This is a genomic window from Haloechinothrix halophila YIM 93223 (assembly GCF_000504245.1).
Taxonomy (GTDB): Bacteria; Actinomycetota; Actinomycetes; order Mycobacteriales; family Pseudonocardiaceae; genus Haloechinothrix_A; species Haloechinothrix_A halophila.
This window is the reverse complement of record NZ_KI632509.1, coordinates 63,377-86,196: the sequence shown is the minus strand read 5'-3', so window position 1 is coordinate 86,196 and position 22,820 is coordinate 63,377. Positions and strand designations below refer to the sequence as shown.

Sequence of the window (22,820 nt, the reverse complement as noted above, 5' to 3'; positions counted from 1 at the left end):
TGCGAAGAGGAACGGTGACATGGCTCAGCACGGCACGGACGACGAGGACGGCAAGGACCTGCCCGATGGCAGGAACCTGCCCGCACGCGCGGACGAGGCCGAAAACCACGAGGTAGGCCTGCTCGACGGCGTCTCCGGCCTCGCGCGAGTCGCGGCGACCGGGTGGTGGCGCGCGACCTCGGCTGTGGTGGAGACCACGGTGCAGACCAGCTCCAAGATCGTGAAGTCGGCGTTGAACGGCGCGTCGCCCGCGCAGATCGTGGACGAGACAGCAACGGAGCTGCGCACGATCGCGCAGCGCTCGCTCGGCTTCGGTGACGAGAACGACGAGGACAACGGCTCGTCGCAGCACCGATGCTCCGAGCAGGAGCTGAAGGCGCGGGGCGCCGCGCTGTTGCAGCGCTCGGCCGATGTCCGCTGGAACGACGACATGCACCCCGCCTACGAGCGGATACTCGAGGAAATCGCGCCGGATGAGGCCCGCATCCTCAAGTACCTCGCGCTCAACGGCGCGCAGCCGACCGTCGACGTCCGCACCACTCGGCCGTTCGGCGTCGGGTCCGAGCTGGTTGCCGAGCGGCTGTCGATGATCGGGGAGGAGGCTGGTTGCCGCCACCTCGACCGCACCAATGCCTACCTGAACAACCTGTTCCGGCTCGGCCTGCTGTGGTTCTCCAAGGAGAAGGTGGAGCCGTCGCGGTACCAGGTCGTGGAGGTGCAGCCGATCGTCCAGGACGCCATGAAACGGGCTGGCCGTTCGCCGAGCACGGTGCACCGCAGCGTGCACCTGACGCCGTTCGGCGTCGACTTCTGCAAGACGTGCCTGCCGCTCGACTCGCCTGGCTACGGCGGCCCGATCGTGCTGTGAGTGCTGTGCGGCCGCGGCGCTGACGGCGTGCGGCCCGTGATCAGACCAGCAGGAACTCGGTGAACAGGATGCCGACCATCGCGGCGGCGAGAACGGCGATGACGAGCAGCACCCGTATCGCCGCCCGGTTCTGCGACAGCGGTGTCGCGGGCTGCGCGACGTTGCCGGGGTGGTCGGTGCTGGCGGTGTTGATCCCGTTCATCCCGTTGAACCCCGCTGGCGGCATCGGCTGGTGCCAGCCGGGTGCGTGTTGTGATGTTGCCGCCATCGGCTGAGCGGGCGCTGGTGGCGCTGGCTGCGTCGGAATGGGGGCCGTGGGATGCGACTGGGCGGGCGGAGTCGCTGCGACAGGTGGTGTGACCTGCTGCGGTGCTGCCGGGGTCGCAGCGGCCGACTCCGCGCCGTTCGATGGCGGTTGTGGCTGCGGTGGCGCGGGACGCGGCGACGGCTGTCTGCCCTCCGCGATCGCGGTCAGCGCCCCCCAGCAGCCGCTCATGGACGGCCGCTGGGGCGGGTTGGTGGCCAGCATGTCCCCGAGCAACCGAGACAGCAGTGTCGCGGTGTCGGCCGGTGTGGCGGTGTCGGGTTGGGCGTTGCCGCCGAGGTCGGATCCAGGGTCGGTGCCGAGCGGACCGAACGGGGTGACGCCGTGCAGCGCGAAGTACAGCGTCGCGCCGAGCGAGAAGACGTCTGCCGCCGAGGTCGCCGCGCCGCCCGCGATCACCTCAGGTGCGCGGAACGCGGGATCGTGGTGCAGCGCCCCGATGCCGAAGTCGGTGACCTGCACCCCGCCGTCGTCGGCGAGCAGCACGTTCGCGGGCTCCACCGCCCGGTGGGTGATGCCAAGCTCGGCGGCCGCCGAGAGTGCCGCGGCGAGCTGTGCGCCGAGGACGACGGTGTCCTGCGCGGAGAGCTTGCCGTGCCCCGCGAGGAAGTCGGCCATCGTCCGCGACGGCACGTACTCCATGATCAGCCAGATGCCGTCGCTTTCGACAAGCACGTCGTAGACGGTCACCGCGCACTGGTGTTTGAGCCGTGCGGCGTCGCGGGCTCGCTGGACGGCGACTTCGAGCTGGGTGTCCGTCGCGGTGCCGCCCTTGGGCAGCGCGACCGGTTTGGCGGCGACCGTGCGGTGCACGTGCTGGTCCTGGGCGAGCCAGATGAACCCGCCACGGCCTCGACCGATCGGCTGGCTGAGCCGGTACCGGTCGCCGAGAAGCCTGCCTTCCGTCGTCACCGTTAGCTCATTCCGGACGTCGTATCGCTGTCTGGAGGGGGCTGGGTTTCGGACGAGGTCGTCGTCGTTGTCGGCTCGGTGGTCGTAGTCGTCGTGGTGGTCGTCGTTGTCGGCTCGGTGGTCGTAGTCGTCGTGGTGGTCGTGGTTGTCGTCGTGGTTGTCGGCTCGGTGGTCGTAGTCGTCGTGGTTGGTTCCGGCTGGGGCTGCGGCTGCTGCGGAACCGTGGTGACCTGCGAAAACTCGGACGTTGTCGTGGTTGTCGTCGTCGGTTCGGTCGTCGTGCTCGACGTGGAGCCCACCGGCTGCTGCTGGCTCGGCTCGTCCGGCGGGGTACTGGTGAACAGCCACAGCGCGAACGCGGCGACGACACCGAGGGTGCCGACGGCGAAGGCGGGCCCTGCCCAGCTCTTGCGGTGCTCGGGTTCCGGTTCGTCCGGCGGCACGCCAGGTGCGGCGATCCCGGCGCGGGTCCCGCCGTCGTGGCTATCGGCGTAGAACGCGGCTGGCTGGTATGTGGTCGCGTGGTTGTCGCCGGGTGCGTCCGCGGCGGCGTCGTCGAGGCTGCCCGCGTGGCCGACGAGGCCGGTTTGCGCTGCCGCGTCATCGCTCCCGGCCGCCGTTCCCGCGGCGAGCGCGCCACTGGCGACCATCGTCGTCGGGTCGGCGTCGACGGGGCCGCCGATCGGCGTCTCGCCCCGTGCGACGGCGTCCAGCATCTCCTCCGCCTCGGCGGCGGTCGGTCTGCGCGACTTCTCTGGGTGCAGCAACAACGCGAGCACGCTGGTCAGCGGACCAGACTGTTGCGGAGGGTTGATCTGGCCCGCGGCGACCGCGTGCAGCAGGCCGAGCGTGTTCTCGCTCAGCCCGAACGGCGGCACGCCCTCTGTCGCTGCGTAGAGCGTCGAGCCGAGCGAGAAGACGTCCGACTCCGGTCCAGGGTCCTCGCCGATAGCCACTTCGGGCGCGAGGTAGGCGGGGGTGCCCGCGATCATGCCGGTCTTGGTGACCGTGACGTCATCCTTCGCGCGCGAGATTCCGAAGTCGGTGATCTTCACGACGCCGTCGTCGGTCAGCAGAATGTTCGCGGGCTTGATGTCGCGGTGCACGATGTCGACCCGGTGCGCGCTGGCCAGCGCGGCGGCGATCTGCGCGCCGATGCGGGCCACCTCAAGCGGCGGCAATGCCTTGTCCTGCTGCACGACCGCAGCGAGGCTGGTCGAGTCCAGGTACTCCATGATCAGGCACGGCTGGCCCTGATCGTCGGTGACGACGTCGAACACCGTGATGGCATTCGGGTGATGCAGCCTGGCCGCTATTCGGCCCTCTCGCATCGTCCGTTGGCGGGCCTCTTCGGCCTCCGATTCCTCAAGTCCGGGCTGTAAGAGCAGCTGCTTGATGGCGACCGTGCGGCCCAGCAGCTCGTCCTCTGCCTGCCAGACGGCACCCATCGCTCCGGTGCCGATCCGCTTGCTTATCCGGTATCGACCGGCGACAAGATGCCCCTCGTCGCTCACTGGTAGGCCCCTCGGTGTGTGCTTGGCATCGGTGGTGTTTCCACTCCCTGGCTGTCCTGCTGCTGCGGACGCGCCTGCAGGTCACAGTGCCTGTGACGTGGCGCGACGGCAGTCCGCATGTGCACCGACTCGACGCTCCTCGCCCTGTGGTCACGCACTGCGGGACTCTACCCCACGCATGCCCGCTGGTCGGCCTGTTGTTCAGGGTAAGTGCTCACGCTGCGCACACGGACCCGGTACAGAGTTGGCCACTATGACGTCAGTCACTGCTGGGGACTGTGTTGAGCCGAGAGTAACCGCGCTTCGGTGATCAGCGCAGGTGGGCCCGGCTCCACTCGGAGTAAGTGAGTCACCCGATAGCGCTTTGAGTCGGCCCTCGTCACGGTGACTACCGCCCGCACCAATCCGTTCGGTTCCATGCTCACTCGATGCACCGACACCGCGTCGACGAGCCGCAGCGCGTCGGTGAGGATCTTCGGCTGCCCATCGAGCAGGCTGCCGCCGAGCAGGGCGAACGCGTCGTCTGGTCCCTCGGTGAAGCGGTGATAGAAGTCGCGGATGAACGCGTCGATCTCCTCGGCGGTGCCGACCCGCGTAGTGGGGCTCGACGTCGCCAGTGGTGTGCTGGTCGCCGCGTCGCCCGGCTCGACTTCCGCCGACGCAGCCGTGTCTGTCGCCGTGTCGTCGGCGGCGATCGTGGCGGCGCGCTCGGTCACCGGCGCGGTCGTTTCGGGTGGCGGGGTGGTCATCGCGAAACCGGCCAGCGCGGCGATGCCGGTGATTTGCCGCTCCGGTGGCGCCGCCCGGTGTTCCGCGGTGCGATGCCGGTCGAGGAAGACCGCGGTGACCAGCGACCCGCACAGCAGGCCTACGGCGAGGATGAGGCAGGTCAGTTTGGCGACCCGCGCCGCGGTGCTTTCCGGTTCATTCCGGACGGCGTCGTCGGCGTCCTCGGCGCCGGTGGCCGATTCGGCTGGCTCGTCGACGCGCAGGAGGCTCGGGTCGCGGAGCAGCGCGTTCAGGTAGTCGCGGTCGACGTTCGGGTCGGACAGCACCCGCTCGCTGAACACATCCTCGATGCGTTTCGGCGTCTGGGTGCTCCCGCCGCGTCGCTGCCGTCCCACACCTGGCACCATCCGCTCGCCTGCCTTCCCGGTTCGCCCGTCTTCGCAGGTGGTGAGCCTGCGAACCGCGACGTCACCGGGCCGGGGCCAGAGGTGGCGCGCGGCTCGCTGGCTCAGCTCAGAGCTTGCCGGGTGGCCGGATCGCGGTGCCAGTCAGCGTCGGTGAAGTGCGCGTGACTGTCGGCTAACGGTTGAACGGTTAGCCCAAGTGGCCTAATCCATGTCCGGCTTAGTCGTCTGTAATCTTGTCGCCCTCTTCGAACCGCAATGTCCGTTGTTGCCGTTCTGTGGTGCCGTCCGTGAACACGGCCTTGACGGTGTTGACGGTGACTCGGTTCCGCTGATCGATGTAGATGTGCTCGATCTCGAAGTAGGCGATGTGAGAGTACCGGGCGGCGATCGACTCGGCGCCCTCGGCGTAGAGATCGCCGCCGGTCTGCTCGTGCGCCTTTTCCGGGTTCTCCGTGATCTGGTTCAGGAAGATCTCGGAGCGGTCGCCCATCGTCTCCGCGTCCGGCGGGAAGCGGTAGAAGTAGTCGGACCGCGTCTCCCTCGGCGCCGACGATGGTGGCGGCTTCTGCGGCTCGTTCGTCGTGGTCGGCGTGGCCGACGTCGCCGCTGACGTCGCCGGAGCTTGGCTTTCTGGCGCGCTCGTCGGCTGCGGCGCCTTGCTCATCGGCGCCCTGCTCGTCGACGGGATGACGGCGGCGCGATCGGCGATGACGTTCTTGGACGATGTCTCCGGCGATGCGCTTGTCGTCCGCTCCGGCGCGCCGTTGAGGTTCTCGTTGTGCATCGGCGGTGGGTTCTCGCCGCGCAGTCCTGTCCAGTTGTCGACGGCGATCTGGTCGTCTGTCGTCGGCTGGCCGACGAAGTACGAGGCCGCGACAAGCAGCGCGACGACGACACCGCCGGAGGAGACCGTCGCGAACCAGGCGGCTTTGCGCCAGCTCCGTGGCGGCGTGACCGATGCGGGGACGGTGCCGAGGTCGAATGTGCTCAGCCCGTCCTTCGGTGGGGCGTAGTACACCTTGGGTTCGCTGCGGCGCGGCTCCGACGGGGTCAGCGTGACCTTCGTGCGTCGGATGGTGGGTTCGCTTGGCTGCTCGCTGGACGACGCGGCCACGGTCGCGGCGGACGTTTCCACTTCCTCGGTGTCGGCCTCAGCCAGCGGCTGTTCCTCGGTTGCGAGCTCTGCCTGGCTGGCGGTGGCCAGGGGATGCCCCAGTGGCTCGTTTTCCGCTGGGGGGTCCGCGTCACCGGCGGCGCTGAACGTGTACGCGGCTTCCCAGGCGTCGGGTTCCCGCGCCAGTTCGTCGAGTGGCAGCACGCCGGACAGCGTTGTGGTCGTCGCCGTTCGCGTTGCCGCCCGCGTCGCCGTCGTGACGCGGGCCGCTGTCCGGGGCTCAGGTGCGGTCATCGCGGTGGGCTGGGATTCCGCGGTCGCTGTCACGGTGGCCTGTCGTGCGGCGGTCGCCGTCGTGCTCGCGGTTTGCCGCGCGTGCGCGCGTGTGCGCTGACGGGGGTAATGGGCGTACCTGGCCTCGGTGTCAGCCGTGGTCGCGATCAGCGGAGCGGTGTCCGCGGTCTCGATCGGACTGCCGTGCCGCGCGCCGCTCGTGCGAGGGCGCACAGCGGGCGTCCATGTGTTCGCGCCCGCGCCGCGACGATGCCGTCCGGGCCGGTGGATGCCCGGGTCACTGATCGCTTCGCTCATGCCGGGGTGACCCTCCCCCGGCGGCTACTTGACGACGAAAGCCACGACCTTCCGTCGAATGGAGCAGCGTCGGCTGCTGCGACTGCGGTAGGACGTGCGTGCCGGTAGGCTACTCCGGCACGGATCCGCAGCCGCGCCGGAGTGCGCTGCTTGTGAATCTTCACGTGCACCAGAGTAAGAGGCTCACAGTGAGATACCAGTACGGGTCCGAAAAAACTCGCTACATCATCCGAACGTGCGCCACCGACCGGGTGAATATTGGCCAGTCTATGGGTATTACCCCGGGACGCTCTTGTTCTCTAGCGGATCACGTGTTAGCCGCCGCTCCGATACCGCTCCTGGGTTGACCGCAATGCCTTGGTCGCCACGGCGCCGCTGCCCGCCGCGATGAGGATGGCGAGGAAGTCGACCGGGACCGCGTCGCTCGCGGTCAGCAGCCAGGCGAGTAGCGCGCCCGCCGTCGTGCCGCCAGCCAGCGGCCAGCGGCCGCGGACGTACGCGGCGATGGGAGCGCCCCCGGCGCGCTTGGTCGCCGCGCTGCTCAGCAGTGCGAGGTAGGCCGCGTTACCCAGCGCCGCGAGCACCGACGCGATCGCGACGATGACCGCGATGAGGTTGACGATCGTTCCCATAGCACCAGTGTGCCCGTTGTGCCTCGGTTGTGGCGTCGGGGAGAACCCTGAATCTCGTGGCGCGTCGCAGTCGTCGCGCTTCCGGCGACGTCAGGTTCGGCCGAGGCGGCCCCTGCCGAGGTTCAACAGCGCCATCGCGAGTTGCCGTCCCTCGGGGCCGAGCTCGCGGTAACGGGCGAGGACGTCCATCTCGCGGTTGTAGACGATCCGCGTGCCGCCAGCGGCCAGCCGTGCGGCACCGATCATCTTGGAGACATCGATGCGGCGCTTGACCAGCCGCAGGATCTCGGTGTCGAGCTCGTCGATCTCCGCGCGGAGCGCGTTGATCTCGTCGGCGGACAGGGGAGTGTCCTGCGCGTCGTTACGTGCTTGCGTGTTCATGTGTCCTCCGGTTGAGCCGGATTCGATGCCGGAGCCCCTGAGCCGACGAAAGCCCCGGGGTCCGACGACTCCGGGGCTTGGTGACTGCTTGGCTGTGCACTACGCGATCACGGGAGCCGGAGTCCGGATCCCGTAGAAAAATCGCGTCGCGTGGTGCACGCCGTCATTCTGACACAGTGCCAACGGAACCGTCGAGCCAGCGCAACGTTGTGGGTGCGCACGGGTAGCGTTAAGAGTCGATGAGCACCCTGTTTGACCTTACGCCCGAGAACCCGTTCGACGGTCCTGCGCAGCCGCGAAACCGCGAGTTGCTGGCCGACCTCAACCCGGCGCAACGGGACGCGGTGACGCATGTCGGTGGCCAGTTACTCGTGGTCGCCGGTGCGGGCTCCGGCAAGACACGGGTGCTCACCCGCCGGATCGCGCATCTGCTGGCCGAGCGCAAGGTCCACCCCGGCCAGGTGATGGCCATCACCTTCACCAACAAGGCGGCCGCTGAGATGCGCGAGCGGGTCGTCGAGCTGGTCGGCCGCAGGGCGAACGCGATGTGGGTGTCGACGTTCCACGCCATGTGCGTGCGCATCCTGCGGCGCGAGGCGAAGGTGCTCGCCGATGTCCTCGCCGACTCCGGGTCGAGCAGCGTGACATCGAACTTCTCGATCTACGACGCCGACGACACCAAACGGCTCATCAACCTGGTCGCCCGTGACCTCGACGTCGACCCGAAGCGGTACCCGCCACGTGGGCTCGCGGCGCAGATCTCGAACTGGAAGAACGAGCTGATCACGCCCGCCGACGCGAAGGCGGCCGCCGCCGGCGACGCGGAGCGGATGGCTGCCGAGGTCTACCCGGAGTACCAGCGGCGGCTTGAGCAGGCCAACGCGTGCGACTTCGACGACCTGATCATGCGCACGGTCGAACTGCTGCAAGCGTCCACCGATGTCGCGGAGTACTACCGCCGCCGCTTCCGCCACGTGCTCGTCGACGAGTATCAGGACACCAACCACGCGCAGTACGTGCTGGTCAGGGAGCTGGCCGGTACCGAGAGGACCGAGGCTGGCACGGAACCGGCCGAACTGTGCGTCGTCGGTGACGCCGACCAGTCGATCTACGCGTTCCGCGGCGCGACGATCCGCAACATCGAGGAGTTCGAGCGCGACTACCCGCAGGCGCACACCATCCTGCTGGAACAGAACTACCGTTCCACCCAGACGATCCTGTCCGCCGCGAACGCGGTCATCGCGCGCAACTCCGGCCGCAGGGACAAGCGGTTGTGGACCGACAGTGGCGAGGGCGACAAGATCGTCGGCTACGTCGCGGACAACGAGCACGACGAGGCGGCGTTCGTCGCTGGGGAGATTGACGCGCTTGTCGACGCGGGCGAAGCCAGCTATTCCGACGTCGCGGTGTTCTACCGGACCAACAACCAGTCCCGCGTGTTCGAGGAGATCTTCATCCGGCTCGGTCTGCCGTACCGGGTGGTTGGCGGCGTGCGGTTCTACGAGCGTCGCGAGGTCCGCGACGCGCTTGCCTACCTGCGGGTGCTCGCCAACCCGCAGGACACCGTCAGCCTGCGGCGCATCCTCAACGTGCCGAAGCGCGGTATCGGTGACCGAGCGGAGGCCACCGTCGCCGCCTACGCCGAGCGGGAGCGGATCTCGTTCGCCGACGCGCTGCGGGTGGCCGCGACGTCGGGGTCCGACATCGGGCTCGCCGCGCGCTCCGCCAACGCGATCGCGCGGTTCGTCGAGCTGATGGATGAGCTTGGCAAGCTGGTCGAGGCCGACGAGCCGCCCGCCGACATCCTGGAGGCGGTGCTGGAGCGGACCGGGTACCGCGCGCAGCTCGACGAGTCAGACGACCCGCAGGACGCGACTCGGCTGGAGAATCTGACCGAACTGGTGACAGTCGCTCGGGAGTTCGGGGAGATGCCGGAGGCGTTCCAGACCGAAGCGGACGCCGTCTCCGCCGAGGAAGATGCCGAAGCGGCGGGCGTGGACGAGCCGGAGCAGGCGACGCTTGCGGCGTTCCTCGAGCGGGTCGCGCTGGTCGCGGACACCGACTCCATCCCGGACGCCGACGGCGATGCCGAGGAGGACGACGAGGAGGACGACGACGAGGACACCGCGGGCGTCGTCACGCTCATGACGGTGCACACCGCGAAGGGGCTGGAGTACCCGGTGGTGTTCGGCTCCGGCTGGGAAGAAGGTGTCTTCCCCCATCAGCGGACCTTCGGCAAGGAGGACGAGCTGGCGGAGGAACGCAGGCTCGCCTACGTCGCGATCACCAGGGCACGGCGGCGGTTCTACGTCTCGCGGGCGCTGGTCCGCTCCGCGTGGGGCCAGCCGATGTACAACCCGGCATCGCGGTTCCTGGATGAGATTCCCGCTGAGCTGGTCGACTGGCGGCGCGAGGAGCCGACCAACGGCGCCTCATCCGGCGGGTTGCCGCGCGCGGCGACGACGTGGGGCCGTGGGGGCGGTTTCGGGAACGACTCCGCCCAGGCGCGGCTGGCGGCTGGTGGCATGCGCAGTACGTCGTTCAGCGGCTGGAAGGACGACTGGAAGAAGACGGCCGCGCTGGAGTTGGCCGTCGGCGACCGCGTCAATCACGACAAGTACGGGCTCGGCACGGTCGTCTCAACGGACGGCAGCGGCCCGCGTGCGACCGCGACGATCGACTTCGGGACGTCCGGGACGGTGAAGCTGATGCTCATGGGCAGCGTGCCGATGGTGAAGCTCTGACACGCCGAGCCACCTTCCCACACCATCCCCGACCACCCTGCTAGAAATGGTGTCGAACACAGGTTCGACAACGGGGGGTGGCATGGACGAGTGGTTCCGGGTGCTCGCCGCCAGCGTCTGGCGGTATCTCGATGGAACGGTCAGCGGCGATCCGGGCAAGGCGCCGACGATCGCGGACGCGCGCACGCTGAGCGCGGCGTGGCGCGCGCTACTACGCCTGCACGACGCGGAGGGCGGCGAATGCGCGCGGTGCCAACGCGGGCACGCTGGCTCCTGCACGGTGTGGCAGGTCGCCATCGGGTACTTCGTGCGCAGGCCGCCTTAGGACACGGCGGCCTGCTCCGCGGCCAGCTGTCAGCGCCCTGCGCCAGTCGTCAGCGGTCACGGCCCTGGTGGCGCAGTTGGTCAGTCGCCAGCGTGGGAAACGCTCAGTCGCTCAGCTCAGAGGTTGACGCCACGCTCGGCGAGCCAACCAAGCGGGTCGAGCTTGGTGCCGTCTTCGTGGGTCCACACCTCGAAGTGCAGGTGCGGACCTGTCGACTGGCCTCGGTTACCGACCTCGGCGATGGGTTGGCCTGCCTCGACGTGCTGGCCCTCAGCCACGTAGTAGCTGTTGATGTGGCCGTAGACGCTGACGCTGCCGTCCTCGTGCTGGACGCGCACCCACAGACCGAAGCCGCTCGCGGCGCCGGCCTCGATCACGACGCCGTCCTCGACGGCGTGGACCGGGGTACCGATGGGGGCGGCGAGGTCGATGCCGTAGTGGGTGGTGCCCCAGCGGGCGCCGAAGACCGAGGTGAGAACACCATTCACCGGCGAGACGGTGTCCGGCTTCATGGCCTCGATGCGGGCCTGGCGTGCCTCGGCCTCGCGCTGCTTGCGCGCCTCGGTCACCTTCTTGCTCTGGGCGACCTTGCGAACTTCGGCGCTCGCGTCGGCGGCATCGTCAGCGGGAAGCACGGCGGGAGCGGCGACCGGGGAATCACCGCCGACGCCGGACGCGCCGTTGAGGTCGTAGGAGTTGGCGAGCGGGGTGACATCGTTCTCCGATGTCATGCCCTGCAGGGCCTGGCCAGTGGTGGCGGCGGCGAAAGCGCCTGCGGCGACTGCTGCGACGACCATCCTGCCGCGGAGGGCGGAGGACGGCGGGGGAAGTCGATGCGTTCCCCGTACTCGGGTGACGGCGCCGTCAAGCGCCCTCTCCAGCACAGGGGAAGGTTCTTCGCCGCCGGGGGAGCGGTGTCGAGCCAAGTCGGGGCCTTCCGTCTACTCGGTGCCGGCCAAAAGGACCCGGGCGGGGGATCCCGGTGAGCAGCTCGGGGTGCCACTCGATAGCTCCTGACGGAACCAGTCCTATTCGTGACCGGACTGTAATGGGGACCGGGGAACAGTAACGAATAGGTACCGGCAATGGCAAGATCTACTTTGCGTGTCGGCCAAACGAGCGTGGCCCGCCCTGCGCCCAACTGCGGTTATGACGCTGAGTAGATGAAAAACTACTCCGATCGGTGTGGCGTGGATTACAGTTCGGCGTCCGTTGTGACCGTTACTACCCTCGATTAACCCTCGAGACGGGCCGTGATGCGGTAACTCACTTGACAACCCGGAACGGCGGAACGCGCGGCCCCTCGCGGTGACACTGCCGCGACATTATTACGCAGCCGTCGGCACCGAGAGTGTGTTCGCCGCAGCGCGGCGTGTCGGCCGCGGCGATATGGCTTGCTAGCGTCGCAGAGATGACTCCGCGCTCGCGACCCGCCACCTCTCCGGGAGCGTCCGATGCCACCAGGCACGACGTGCTGCCCGCCGCTGGTGCGCGGACCGGCATCGTCACGGCGGTCGGCCTCGCCGGTGTCGCCGCAGTGGCGCAGTCGGTCGCCGTGGTTATCGGGGTGGTAACCGGTGCGGAACCCGCTTTCCTGTCGTGGCCGTTGCTGGTGCTGTTCGCCGTGTTGCCCGCAGGGCTGGCGCTCGGCCTCCTGCTGCGCGCTACGCCAGGTATCGCGGCGGGCGTGCTGGCTGGGGCTGGGGTCGTCGCCGCGTGTGGCGCGGTCGCGGACGCGCAGGTCGCCATCGACGCCAGCAGGATGGCCCGCCCCGAACTGCTGCTGCCGCAGGTCGAGGTCTCGCCCGCGTGGTTGGGCCTCGGGCTGTTGCTCGCTGGCAAGCTGTTGCTCGCGGTCTCCGGGGTCATCGCGCTGCGGTCCGCGCGCTCGCTGCCGGACGACACGTCTGGCCGCGATCGGGTCAGGCAGCCGCTCGCGTTGCTCGCGGCGGCGTTCGGGCTGCTGCTCGGCATCGGCGCCCTGCTCGGGCCCTACACCTCCACTGACCCGCTGTTGCTGGACTCCGCCGCCTTGGATGGCCCGCCGCTTGTGCTCGCCGGTGCCGTGTTGCTCGTCATCGCGGTGCCGGTCGCCGCGGCGCTTGGTGTCGCGAGCCGCGCTGGCGGTGTTGCCAGCGGCATCCTCGGTGGGCTCGCGCTCGGCGGTCTCCCACTCGCGGTGCTGCCGCTGGTGGCGGCATGGCGGCTTGAGTTCGTGCATCCCACCGCTGGCCCCGTCTTCGTTCTCGTCGGTGCCGGCTGTCTCGCTGCGCTCGCGACGTTGCCGAGCCGATGGCTCGCCGTGCTGCTTGTCCGCGATGACGGCAGCGACGGTGCTGGTCTGCCACGCCAGCGGGTGCTGTACGGGATCGCGGGCGCGCTGGCCGTGCTCGCCGGCGCGAGCGCCATCGCAGGTGCGATGACGCCGCTCGTCATCGGTCCGGACGGGCAGCAGGTCGACAGCCCGGTGCAATTCCTGCTCTACCCGCTCGGGCTCGGGCTCGGCCTGCTCGGCGTCGCGGCGTTCCTGCCTGCCGTCGCGGCGTGGGTGCGTCCGGTGTTCTCCGTCGCGTGGGTGGGGGTGCTGCTCGTCGGCGCGCAGGTGCTGTCGGTGCCGATCGCGGCTGACGAACTGCCGATCGACACCACACACGGACCCGCGGGATGGTGGACCTTCGGCGCGGTCGTCTTCGCTCTGCTGCTCGCGGTGTGCTCGCTGGTGGCTGGTGTCGTCGAGCGGGAGGAGACCGGCAGACCGTCCGCCGTCAGCGACGCCGAGGTGTCCGGCGGGATCGGCGGCAAGCTGGTCGGTGCGGGGGCGGCACTCGCCGGGGTGCTGGTGCTCGGCGCGTTCCTGCTGCCGGTTGTGCACTCGGTGGACTACGTCCCCGCGGCGCTGTCGGAGCGGATCGACCTCGCGTTCTGGGGTGTGCTGTTGGCCTCCCTCGCCGTGCTTGGAGTGCTGGTGCTTGTGCCGCGCAGCGGGCGAGTGTCCGCCGTGGCGTTGCTCATTGCCGCCATTGGAGTGGTTGGCCTCCGGTTGCTGGAGTCCTACGCCGTCGGCAGGCGTTACGATGTGTCGATCGGCCTAGGCATGTGGTTCGCAATCGGCGCCATTGTCGTGCTCGCGGCACTGGCCGTCACGGTAGCCATTCGAGGTAGATCAACCGAGCGGTGACCGACTTCACCACCTCCGGGCTGCGCATTCACTGTGCCGGTCGCTAGGGTCTAGGCGTCGGAAAACCCTGAGAGCTGCTCGCAGGCTCGAAGCGGAAAACACTGAGAACTGCTTGCAGGTTCGAAGCGAAAGCCACTGAGAACTGCTTGCACGTTCGAAGCGAATACACACAGTGGCGTGTCGTCAGGAGATGCGGAGAGTGGACCTCTACGAGTACCAGGCGAAGGACCTCTTCGCCGAGCACGGCGTCCCGGTGTTGCCGGGCTCCGTGGCAGCAACCCCAGAAGAAGCCCGGGCAGAAGCCGAGAGAATCGGTGGGCCGGTCGTCATCAAAGCCCAGGTCAAGACCGGTGGCCGGGGCAAGGCGGGCGGTGTCAAGCTCGCCGACAACGCGGACGACGCACAGGCGAAGGCTGAGGCGATCCTCGGCCTCGACATCAAGGGACACGTCACCCGCCGTGTCCTCGTCGCGCAGGCGTCCGATATCGCCGAGGAGTATTACTTCTCGTTCTTGCTTGACCGGGCCAACCGGACCTTCCTGTGCATCGCGTCGGCCGAAGGCGGCGTCGAGATCGAGGAGGTCGCCAGGACCAACCCCGACGCCGTCGCACAGATCCCGATCGACCCGCTGACCGGTGTCGATCGCGCCAAGGCGAGCGAGATCGTCGCGCAGGCGAACTACCCGGAGGCCATCCGCTCCCAGGCGGCAGACGTCGTGGTGAAGCTGTGGGAGACCTTCGTCGCGGAAGACGCGACATTGGTTGAGGTCAACCCGATGGTGCGGGACCCGCAGGACAACGTCATCGCGCTGGACGGCAAGGTCAGCCTCGACGAGAACGCGTCGTTCCGGCAGCCCAAGCACGCGGGCCTGGTCGACACCGACGCGGAGGACCCGCTCGAGGCGATGGCCAAGGCCAAGGACCTCAACTACGTCAAGCTCGACGGCCAGGTCGGCATTATCGGTAACGGTGCGGGCCTCGTGATGTCCACTCTGGACGTCGTCGCCTACGCGGGCGAGAAGCACGGCAACGTCAAGCCCGCCAACTTCCTCGACATCGGCGGTGGCGCGTCGGCCGACGTCATGGCGGCTGGTCTCGAAGTGATCATGTCCGATCAGGACGTCAAGAGCGTTTTCGTCAACGTCTTCGGCGGCATCACCGCGTGTGACGCGGTCGCGAACGGCATCGTGCAGGCGTTCAAGCTGCTGGAAGAGCGGGGCGAGTCGATCAACGTGCCGCTCGTCGTCCGGCTCGACGGCAACAACGCCGACGAGGGCCGCCGCATCCTCGACGAGGCCAACCTGCCCGGTCTGCAGCGGGTGGACACGATGGACGGCGCGGCCGACAAGGCCGCCGAGCTCGCGAACGCGGGGGTGTGAGTCATGGCAATCTTCCTCGACGAGAACTCGAAGATCATCGTCCAGGGCATGACGGGGTCCGAGGGCACCAAGCACACCGCCCGGATGCTGCGCTCCGGCGCGAACATCGTCGGCGGCGTCAACGCCCGCAAGGCGGGTACGGCGGTCGAGATCGAGGGCAAGCAGCTCCCGGTGTTCGGAACCGTCAAGGACGCCATGGCCGAGACCGGTGCGAACGTGTCGGTGCTGTTCGTGCCGCCGAAGTTCGCCAAGGACGCCGTGATCGAGGCGGTTGACGCCGAGATCGGCCTCGCCGTCGTCATCACCGAGGGCATCCCGGTGCACGATTCGGCGGGGTTCTGGGCGCACGCCTGCGCGAAGGGCAACAAGACGCGCATCGTCGGCCCGAACTGCCCAGGCGTGATCAGCCCCGGCAAGTCGAACGCGGGCATCATTCCCGCCGACATCACCGGCTCCGGCAAGATCGGCCTGGTGTCGAAGTCCGGCACGCTGACCTACCAGCTCATGTACGAGCTGCGTGACATCGGCTTCTCGTCCGCGGTCGGCATCGGCGGTGACCCGGTCATCGGCACCACGCACATCGACGCGCTCGAAGCGTTCGAGAATGACCCGGAGACCGAGGTCATCGTGATGATCGGTGAGATCGGTGGGGACGCGGAAGAGCGCGCCGCCGACTACATCAAGGCCAACGTCACCAAGCCGGTCGTCGGCTACGTCGCGGGCTTCACCGCGCCCGAGGGCAAGACGATGGGCCACGCGGGCGCGATTGTCTCCGGTTCGTCCGGCACGGCCGCGGCCAAGAAGGAAGCGCTCGAGGCGGCTGGCGTGAAGGTCGGCAAGACCCCGAGCGAGACGGCGGAACTCGCGCGCGAGCTGTACAAGGCGCAGTGACGTAGTAGTAGATGTCTCACCAAGGCCGGACACCCGACGCGGGTGTCCGGCCTTGTTTTTCGGTAAGTTCGGCGCTGGACCGGGTTCGTGTGAAACCATCCCGGCCTGGTGGCCGTCAGAGCGGTTGTTCGTGGCAGGTTCGTAGTGAGCGTTGAGGACTGTCCGCGTGGCTGGAGACGCACGATCGGCCACGCAGTCACGAGCGCAGAATTCTGATGAGCTGAACTTCCCGATCACACAGGAGAGCACGGATGACTTACCCGAGCGGCGGGTTTCCAGCCCAGGGGCCGCAGCACCAGCCGCCGCAGCAGGGCGGACAGTTCTACTCGCAGCAGCCGCAGCAAGGCGGGGGTCGGACGCTCGACATCGGTCTGATCGCGTACCTCGCGGTCGCTGGGCTTGGCGTGCTGAACCTGTTCTTCGGCTTCGCCGCGCTCGTGCGCGACGCCAACTTCTTCGAGGCGTTCGGCGGCTGGGTGCCGGGGCTGCTCTTCATCGCGGCGCTCACCGCCGCGTTCGGGGTGCTGCCAGGTGACCACAAGCCAGGTGCGTGGCCCGCGGTGTTCTCGCTCGGCGCCGTCGTGCCGTTCCTGTTCTTCGTGTTCTCGATCGACGCGGACCTCAAGACCGGCGGCGTGCTTGTGCTGATCTTCGGCATCGCGCAGGCCTTGGTGGCCGTCGGGGCGTACCTGATCGACGTCGGCCTCATCAAGCTGCCGAAGCCGGGCCAGCAGCAGCCCGCCTACGGCCAGCAGCCCGGGTACGGCCAGCCGGGCCAGTACGGCCAGTACGGCCAGCCGCACCAGGGTGGCTTCGGCCAGCAGCCGGGGCAGCCCCAGCCGGGTCAGCCCGGCCAGCCAGGGGCACCTGGTGGCCTGCCTGGTCAGCCGCCGCAGGGCCAGGGACAGCCTGGTCAGCCCGGCGGTCAGCCGGGACAGCCAGGTCAGCCTGGGGTACCTGGTGGTCAGCCCGGTTCGCAGCCGCAATCAGGTCAGCAGCCGACTCTCTACGCCAATCCGCAGGGCCAGTTCGCGCAACAGCCCCCGCAGCAGGGTTGAGGTGTCGCGAAGGGCTTCCTAGGGGCATGAGACGTCCCCTAAGAAGCCCTTCGCGACATCCGCCCTACTGCCACCGGGTGATGACCAGATCCGCACGGGAGGCGGTGGGCAGCACCAATTCGGCGTTGGCCTGATCAGAGCCGCGTGCGCGGGCCAGCGCGGCGTCGGCCGAGCGCCCGTACGCGCGGTGCCGCTCGACGAGACGTCGCATACGGTCGGACTCGTCCGGCGCGACGAACCACACCTCGTCGAACAACGCGCGGAGCTCATCCCATGGCGGGTCGGTCAGCAGCAGGTAGTTCCCCTCGGTGATGACCAGCGGCGTTTCCGGCGGCACCGCGACGGCGTTGGCGATCGGCTCCTCGATGTCCCTGCGGAACAGCGGCGCGTAGACGGTGCCCTCGTTCGCGCGCAGTCGCTGGATCAGGTGAACGTAGCCGGCCGCGTCGAAGGTGTCGGGCGCGCCCTTGCGTTCCGCGCGCCCCAGCCGTTCCAGTTCGGCCTGTGCCAGGTGGAAGCCGTCCATTCCGACCACTGTCGCGCGCTCGCCGAGCGCGTCGCTGACGGCGCTTGCCAGCGTCGACTTCCCCGAGCCGGGCGCGCCGCAGATGCCAATGATGGCGCGTTGGCCGTTGCGGGCGAGGCGCGTGGCGCGGTCTACAAGCGTGTCGATCATGTCCTGCCTTCGGGGGAATGAGGCGAAGAGCATAGCCAACCGTGGCGGCGTGGCTCAGCGTGACGGTCAGGTGTCAATGCGAAGCTGCTGATCACGATGTTGCGATTGGATGAACGTGCGCGGGTAGATGGCGTGGGGCGGTTCAAGGAACTGCTCGCGGTCGCCGTGCTACCCGTGCTGACGGGCTACACGGCCGTCGCGACGGTGCTGGCGACCGTGGCCGCGCTCGCCACAGAGTCGCACTTCTCGGCCACCGGCGTCCTGCTCGCGGCTGGCCCCGGGTGGCTCGCCGCGTACCAAGTGCCCGTCGTCATCGGAGGCAACGAACTCGGCTTGCTGCCGCTCGCGCTCACCATCGGGGTGTGCGCATTGGTCGCGCGGTCGGCGTTCGGCGCGGTCGACCGGCTTGGTTACCGGACACCCCGGCAGGCGGGCGTCGTCATCGGGACCGTCGCGGGCACCCACGCGGTCGTCGGCGTGACGATCGCCGTGCTCGCCAATGGCGCTATCGTCACGGCGGATCCACTCCATGCCTTCGCTGTGCCGGGGTTGGTGTCCGGGGCTGCGGCGACCGTCGGCGTCGCACGTCGTTGCGGGCTGCTCGACGTCCTGCGCCCCCACGTCGATGCCGCCGCGATCGCGGGGATGCGTGCCGCCGCGCTGGGGATGGCGGGGCTGCTCGCGACATCCGCGCTGGTGCTGACGGCGGCGACGGCCTTCGCCGTGCCGACGATGCAGACGCTGTTCGCCGCGCACGCGCCTGGATTCGGCAGCGGCTTCGGGATGCTGCTGCTCTGCCTCGGGTATGTGCCGAACGCGGTACTCGCGGTGCTGGCGTTCCTGCTCGGCCCAGGGTTCACCCTCGGGGCGACATCGCTTGGTCCGGTGCATTTCGAGGGTGGTCTGGTGCCCGCCGTGCCGGTGCTGGCTGGGATACCGGAGAACTACGCGGTGTGGTGGCCCGCGCTGTTCCTGCTGCCTGCGCTGATCGGTGCCGGGGTGGGGTGGACGTTGCGCGCGTCATCGTCCGCTCCGGTGGAACGGCTCCGTAGCGTCGCGGTGGCGGGCGCGCTGATCGGCTTCGCGACGGTCGTGCTGACGACGTTGGCAGGCGGCGGCCTCGGCGGAGGCCCGTTGCCCGGCCTCCTACTGCCCGCCGGGCTGCTGTCCGTGGCCGCCTTCGCCTGGATCTTCCTTCCCGGCGCCCTCGTCGCCTGGCTCGCTGGCCCCCGCGTCGTGTCCGACGCTCAGGACGCCGTGTCTGACGTTCCCGACGCCGTGTCCGACGCTCAGGACGCCGTGTCCGACGTTCCCGACGCCGTGTCCGACGTTCCCGACGCCGTGTCCGACGCTCAGGACGCCGAGTTCGACGTTGAGGACGCCGAGTTGGATGGCGCGGAGACCGACACAGCTGAAGAAGCATCGGACTCCGACGCGGCGGACGCATCTGACCCCGGGGAGGCGTCCGATACCGGTGATGGTGCGGACGACTCGGCGGATGTCGACGGCGTCGACGCGGCTGGCGACGGCGATTCTGCGGGGTCCGAAGGCGCTCACGGCGTAGCGGAGGACGGGGAGGACGGGGAGGACGCCCGGAAAGACCACTTCGAGCACGACATCGATACGACGGACGGTGACGTCGATGCACCAGACGATGTCGCTGCGGACACGGATTCCGGGTCGGTTGACGCACCCGATCAGGGTGCGCCCAAGCCGAACGCGGAGGTGGACGACGCCGCGGACAACGACCCAGCCGGGAGTCCCGAACCCGACGCCACCCGTCCTGACGAGCGCTGAGTCACTCTCGCTCGACCGTGTCCGTCGCTGGTAGGCGACAGTGTCTAGGGTGAAGGTGCCCGTCGGGAATCGAGAAGGAGAGGCGTTGGACCGCTCGTCTCAGGCATCGGCCACCAGGCTTGACTTCGCCACTCCGGTGACGATCGTCGTGCTCGCGTCGGGCTCGGGCACGCTGCTGCAGGCCCTGCTCGACGCGACCCAGCAGGACGACTTCCCGGCCACGATCGTAGCTGTCGGTACCGACAGGGACGGCGTCGTCGCACTGGACCGGGCTGACCAAGCAGGCATTTCCCAGTTCGTCGTCTCACTCACGGACTATCCCGACCGAGCGAGTTGGGACGCGGCACTGACCAAGGCGGTGTCCGCCTACCAGCCCGACCTCGTCGTGTCCGCTGGCTTCATGAAAATCCTCGGCCCCGAGTTCCTGCAGCACTTCGGTTTCCGAGTCATCAACACCCACCCCGCGCTGCTGCCCGCGTTCCCTGGCATGCATGCCGTGGCCGACGCGCTGGACGCGGGCGTGAAGGTGACCGGATCGACGGTGCACTTCGTCGATTCCGGGGTGGACACCGGGCCGATCATCGCGCAGGAAGCCGTCACCATCGAATCGGATGACGACAACGCGAGTTTGCACGAGCGCATCAAGGCCGTCGAGCGCCGACTTCTCGTCGATGTCGTGGCCGCGCTCGCCCGCCACGGCTGCACCATAACTGGAAGAAAGGTGAGTTTTCGTGACTGAGCAGGGCACACGTCCCATCAGGCGCGCACTGATCGGCGTCTCGGACAAGTCGGGCTTGCTTGAGCTCGCCACCGGCCTGCACGCGGCGGGTGTCGAGATCATCTCCACCGGCGGCACGGCCCGGGTCATCGCGGAAGCGGGTGTGCCGGTCACGCCGGTCGAGGAGGTCACCGGATTCCCCGAGTCTTTCGACGGCAGGGTGAAGACCCTGCACCCGAGGGTGCACGCCGCGCTGCTCGCCGACACCCACAAACAGGAACACCTCGACCAGTTGCGGGAACTGGAGATCACGCCGTTCGACCTGCTCGTCGTGAACTTGTACCCGTTCGAGCAGACCGTCACCTCCGGTGCCGCCCCGGACGAGTGCGTCGAGCAGATCGACATCGGCGGACCAGCGATGGTGCGCGCCGCGGCGAAGAATCACGCCAGCGTCGCTGTCGTCGTCGATCCAAGCCGTTACGACTGGGTGCTCGAACAGGTCCGTGGTGGCGGATTCACACACGCCGACCGCGCCCGGCTCGCCGCGGACGCCTACCGTCACACGGCGTCCTACGACGTCGCGGTCGCGTCCTGGATGGGCAACGTCCTCGCCCCCGAGCCCGGCACGAACTTCCCGGGCTGGATCGGCGCGACCTACCGGCGTTCGCGCGAACTGCGCTACGGCGAGAACCCACACCAGCAGGCCGCGCTCTACACCTCGGGCACTCCGGGACTGGCCACGGCCGAGCAGTTGCACGGCAAGGAGATGTCGTACAACAACTACGTCGACGCCGATGCCGCCATTCGTGCCGCGTACGACCATGAGGTGCCCGCCGTCGCGATCATCAAGCACGCCAACCCGTGCGGCATCGCGGTCTCGGAGATCGGCATCGCGGACGCGCACCGTAAGGCACACGCATGCGATCCAGTCTCGGCGTTCGGCGGAGTCATCGCCACCAACCGCGAGGTGTCTGTCGACATGGCCGAGCAGGTCGCCGACGTGTTCACCGAGGTCATCGTCGCGCCCTCGTACGAGGAAGGTGCCGTGGACATCCTGCAGCGCAAGAAGAACATCCGGATCCTGCGCGGCGCGGCGCCACAACGGGGCGGTGTCGAGTCGCGTGCGGTGACCGGCGGGCTGCTGGTGCAGTCCTCGGACGTGATCGACGCGGCGGGTGACGACCCGGCGAACTGGACGTTGGCGGCTGGCGATGCCGCTGACGAAGCAGTGTTCGCTGACCTGGTCTTCGCGTGGCGTGCGGTGCGCGCGGTGAAGTCCAACGCGATTCTGCTCGCCGCCGACGGCGCCTCGGTGGGTGTCGGCATGGGTCAGGTCAACCGGGTGGACTCCTGCCGGCTTGCCCTGGAACGCGCGGGTGACCGCGCGAAGGGGTCGGTTGCGGCATCAGATGCGTTCTTCCCCTTCCCGGATGGCTTGCAAGTGCTGATCGACGGCGGGGTGCGCGCGGTGGTACAGCCGGGTGGCTCGGTGCGTGATCCCGAGGTCGTCGCTGCGGCGGAGGCTGCGGGTCTGACGCTCTATCTCACCGGGACGCGGCACTTCGCGCACTGACGTCGTGCTTACCACGCCGGGCGGCCGAATACGGCCACTTTGGCGTTGTGTCTTGCGCTGACCTGGTCCTTTAGCTGAGATCTGCCCGCGAGTGGTACCACTCGCGGGCTTTCTTGCTTGGTGGCTTGACATCCCGCACCGGGTAGCGTTGACTAGGTGTATCGAACATAAGTTCGATGAATGGTTAGGCGGCGCCGTCTTCCCCACGGCGGCCGATGGTCACGGCGGTGGTGTGACTGAGGTACGCGAGAGGGTGATGTGCGGTGATGAGCGTGCGTTCGCTCATGGTGCCTGACGACACCGACAGTTTTGACGACGCTGACAACACGGTGGCTCGGTTGGCGTCGTTGCCGGGGCTGAACACGGCGAGCGGAATGGCGGTCGACGCTGCGGGGGCGACGGCCGTGGGGAAGCTGCTCCCCGTGGTGCCCGAACTGACGGACGTGCTGCCCCACCGGGGACTACGCAGGGGTAGCACGGTGTCAGTGATCGGGTCACGGCTGCTGGTGCTGTCGTTGCTGTCCGAGGCCACGGCACGGGGCTCGTGGGCAGCGGTCGTCGGGATGCCTGACCTTGGGGTGGTAGCGGCGGCCGAGCTCGGCGTCGAGGTGAGCAGGTTGGCTCTTGTGCCTGCGCCTGGCGCCGAGCTCGTGCCAGCCGTCGCCGCGCTGCTGGATGGGCTGGATCTCGTCGTCGTCGGCCGTGGGGTGAACGGTCGCACCGCGCGGCAACTGTCGGCACGAGCACGGCATCGGGGCGCTGTGCTCATCTCGGCTGGGGCCTGGCCGGGAGTTGACGTCGAGTTGCGGTGTGAGGGAGGCCGGTGGTCCGGGCTGGGGACGTCTGGGCACGGGTTCTTGAGCGAGCGAGAGGTCACGGTTCACACCAGCGGCAGGGGATCGGCGGTGCGCCCCGTGACGGCGCGGCTCTTGGCGCCTGGGGCTGCGGGGCGGCTCGCTCGCCCAGGTGAGACGGAGTCGGAACCGATGCTGGAAGCGGGGTGAGGGCG

General features: G+C 68.7%; 19 protein-coding genes. 11 read left to right on the top strand and 8 right to left on the bottom strand.

Features of this window, described 5'->3' with window-relative positions:
- Positions 1-19: 19 nt before the first annotated feature.
- Positions 20-868 (top strand): DUF4393 domain-containing protein, encoded by an 849-nt coding sequence (locus AMYHA_RS26120; protein ID WP_084036649.1) that lies wholly within the window; start codon positions 20-22, stop codon positions 866-868.
- A 40-nt stretch (positions 869-908) separates the two neighbouring features.
- Here AMYHA_RS26120 and AMYHA_RS00385 read toward each other — a convergent pair whose 3' ends face one another.
- The 6 genes from AMYHA_RS00385 to AMYHA_RS00360 form a co-directional block, all read right to left on the bottom strand.
- Positions 909-2,105: a serine/threonine-protein kinase gene (locus AMYHA_RS00385; RefSeq protein WP_034266768.1), complete on the bottom strand. Its 1,197-nt coding sequence runs from the start codon at positions 2,103-2,105 to the stop codon at positions 909-911.
- 2 nt (positions 2,106-2,107) lie between these two features.
- Positions 2,108-3,619, bottom strand: coding sequence for a serine/threonine-protein kinase (locus tag AMYHA_RS00380; protein ID WP_034266766.1), 1,512 nt, complete (start codon positions 3,617-3,619; stop codon positions 2,108-2,110).
- A gap of 263 nt (positions 3,620-3,882) precedes the next feature.
- Positions 3,883-4,743 carry a hypothetical protein gene (locus AMYHA_RS00375; protein ID WP_157361681.1) on the bottom strand — a complete coding sequence of 287 codons (861 nt, stop codon included), beginning with the start codon at positions 4,741-4,743 and terminating at the stop codon, positions 3,883-3,885.
- A gap of 229 nt (positions 4,744-4,972) precedes the next feature.
- Positions 4,973-6,460, bottom strand: a complete 1,488-nt coding sequence (locus tag AMYHA_RS25370) for a hypothetical protein (protein WP_051399387.1) — start codon at positions 6,458-6,460, stop codon at positions 4,973-4,975.
- Positions 6,461-6,774: 314 nt separating this feature from the next.
- Positions 6,775-7,092, bottom strand: a complete 318-nt coding sequence (locus AMYHA_RS00365; protein ID WP_034266761.1) for a hypothetical protein — start codon at positions 7,090-7,092, stop codon at positions 6,775-6,777.
- Positions 7,093-7,182: 90 nt separating this feature from the next.
- Complete coding sequence (locus AMYHA_RS00360; protein ID WP_034266758.1) at positions 7,183-7,473, bottom strand: chorismate mutase; 291 nt, start codon at positions 7,471-7,473, stop codon at positions 7,183-7,185.
- Positions 7,474-7,712: 239 nt separating this feature from the next.
- Here AMYHA_RS00360 and pcrA point away from each other — a divergent pair, with 239 nt between their 5' ends.
- Together pcrA and AMYHA_RS00350 are read left to right on the top strand one after the other, a co-directional pair.
- Positions 7,713-10,217 carry a DNA helicase PcrA gene (gene pcrA, locus AMYHA_RS00355; protein ID WP_034266755.1) on the top strand — a complete coding sequence of 835 codons (2,505 nt, stop codon included), beginning with the start codon at positions 7,713-7,715 and terminating at the stop codon, positions 10,215-10,217.
- A gap of 82 nt (positions 10,218-10,299) precedes the next feature.
- Positions 10,300-10,542: a hypothetical protein gene (locus AMYHA_RS00350; RefSeq protein ID WP_034266752.1), complete on the top strand. Its 243-nt coding sequence runs from the start codon at positions 10,300-10,302 to the stop codon at positions 10,540-10,542.
- Between the two features lie 116 nt (positions 10,543-10,658).
- On the opposite strand, the gene AMYHA_RS00345 is transcribed toward AMYHA_RS00350, so the two are convergent.
- A complete protein-coding gene (locus AMYHA_RS00345; protein WP_034266749.1) occupies positions 10,659-11,339 on the bottom strand; it encodes a M23 family metallopeptidase in 681 nt (226 codons plus the stop codon).
- Between the two features lie 614 nt (positions 11,340-11,953).
- Here AMYHA_RS00345 and AMYHA_RS00340 point away from each other — a divergent pair.
- The 4 genes from AMYHA_RS00340 to AMYHA_RS00325 all read left to right on the top strand — a co-directional run bounded on the left by AMYHA_RS00340 (position 11,954) and on the right by AMYHA_RS00325 (position 17,047).
- A complete protein-coding gene (locus AMYHA_RS00340; protein WP_157361677.1) occupies positions 11,954-13,720 on the top strand; it encodes a hypothetical protein in 1,767 nt (588 codons plus the stop codon).
- 199 nt (positions 13,721-13,919) lie between these two features.
- Positions 13,920-15,098, top strand: coding sequence for an ADP-forming succinate--CoA ligase subunit beta (sucC, locus tag AMYHA_RS00335; protein ID WP_034266743.1), 1,179 nt, complete (start codon positions 13,920-13,922; stop codon positions 15,096-15,098).
- A gap of 3 nt (positions 15,099-15,101) precedes the next feature.
- Entirely contained in the window at positions 15,102-15,989 is an 888-nt protein-coding gene (sucD, locus tag AMYHA_RS00330) for a succinate--CoA ligase subunit alpha (RefSeq protein WP_034266741.1), read from the top strand.
- Between the two features lie 251 nt (positions 15,990-16,240).
- A complete protein-coding gene (locus AMYHA_RS00325; protein ID WP_051399386.1) occupies positions 16,241-17,047 on the top strand; it encodes a DUF5336 domain-containing protein in 807 nt (268 codons plus the stop codon).
- Positions 17,048-17,111: 64 nt separating this feature from the next.
- Here the strand turns inward: AMYHA_RS00325 and AMYHA_RS00320 are convergent, their stop codons facing one another.
- The gene (locus AMYHA_RS00320) at positions 17,112-17,756 is read right to left on the bottom strand and encodes a nucleoside/nucleotide kinase family protein (RefSeq protein ID WP_330758765.1); all 645 of its coding nucleotides are present in this window, start codon (positions 17,754-17,756) and stop codon (positions 17,112-17,114) included.
- 72 nt (positions 17,757-17,828) lie between these two features.
- On the opposite strand from AMYHA_RS00320, the gene AMYHA_RS00315 reads away from it, so the two are divergent.
- The 4 genes from AMYHA_RS00315 (at position 17,829) to AMYHA_RS00300 (ending at position 22,815) form a co-directional block, all read left to right on the top strand.
- A complete protein-coding gene (locus tag AMYHA_RS00315) occupies positions 17,829-19,520 on the top strand; it encodes a cell division protein PerM (RefSeq protein WP_157361674.1) in 1,692 nt (563 codons plus the stop codon).
- An 85-nt stretch (positions 19,521-19,605) separates the two neighbouring features.
- Complete coding sequence (gene purN / locus AMYHA_RS00310) at positions 19,606-20,259, top strand: phosphoribosylglycinamide formyltransferase (protein WP_231104585.1); 654 nt, start codon at positions 19,606-19,608, stop codon at positions 20,257-20,259.
- On the top strand, positions 20,252-21,811 hold the full coding sequence (gene purH / locus AMYHA_RS00305; RefSeq protein WP_034266735.1) for a bifunctional phosphoribosylaminoimidazolecarboxamide formyltransferase/IMP cyclohydrolase: 1,560 nt from the start codon (positions 20,252-20,254) through the stop codon (positions 21,809-21,811). The genes purN and purH overlap by 8 nt, the downstream gene beginning before the upstream one ends.
- Before the next feature lie 266 nt (positions 21,812-22,077).
- Positions 22,078-22,815, top strand: coding sequence for a hypothetical protein (locus AMYHA_RS00300; RefSeq protein WP_231104584.1), 738 nt, complete (start codon positions 22,078-22,080; stop codon positions 22,813-22,815).
- Positions 22,816-22,820 lie beyond the last annotated feature (5 nt).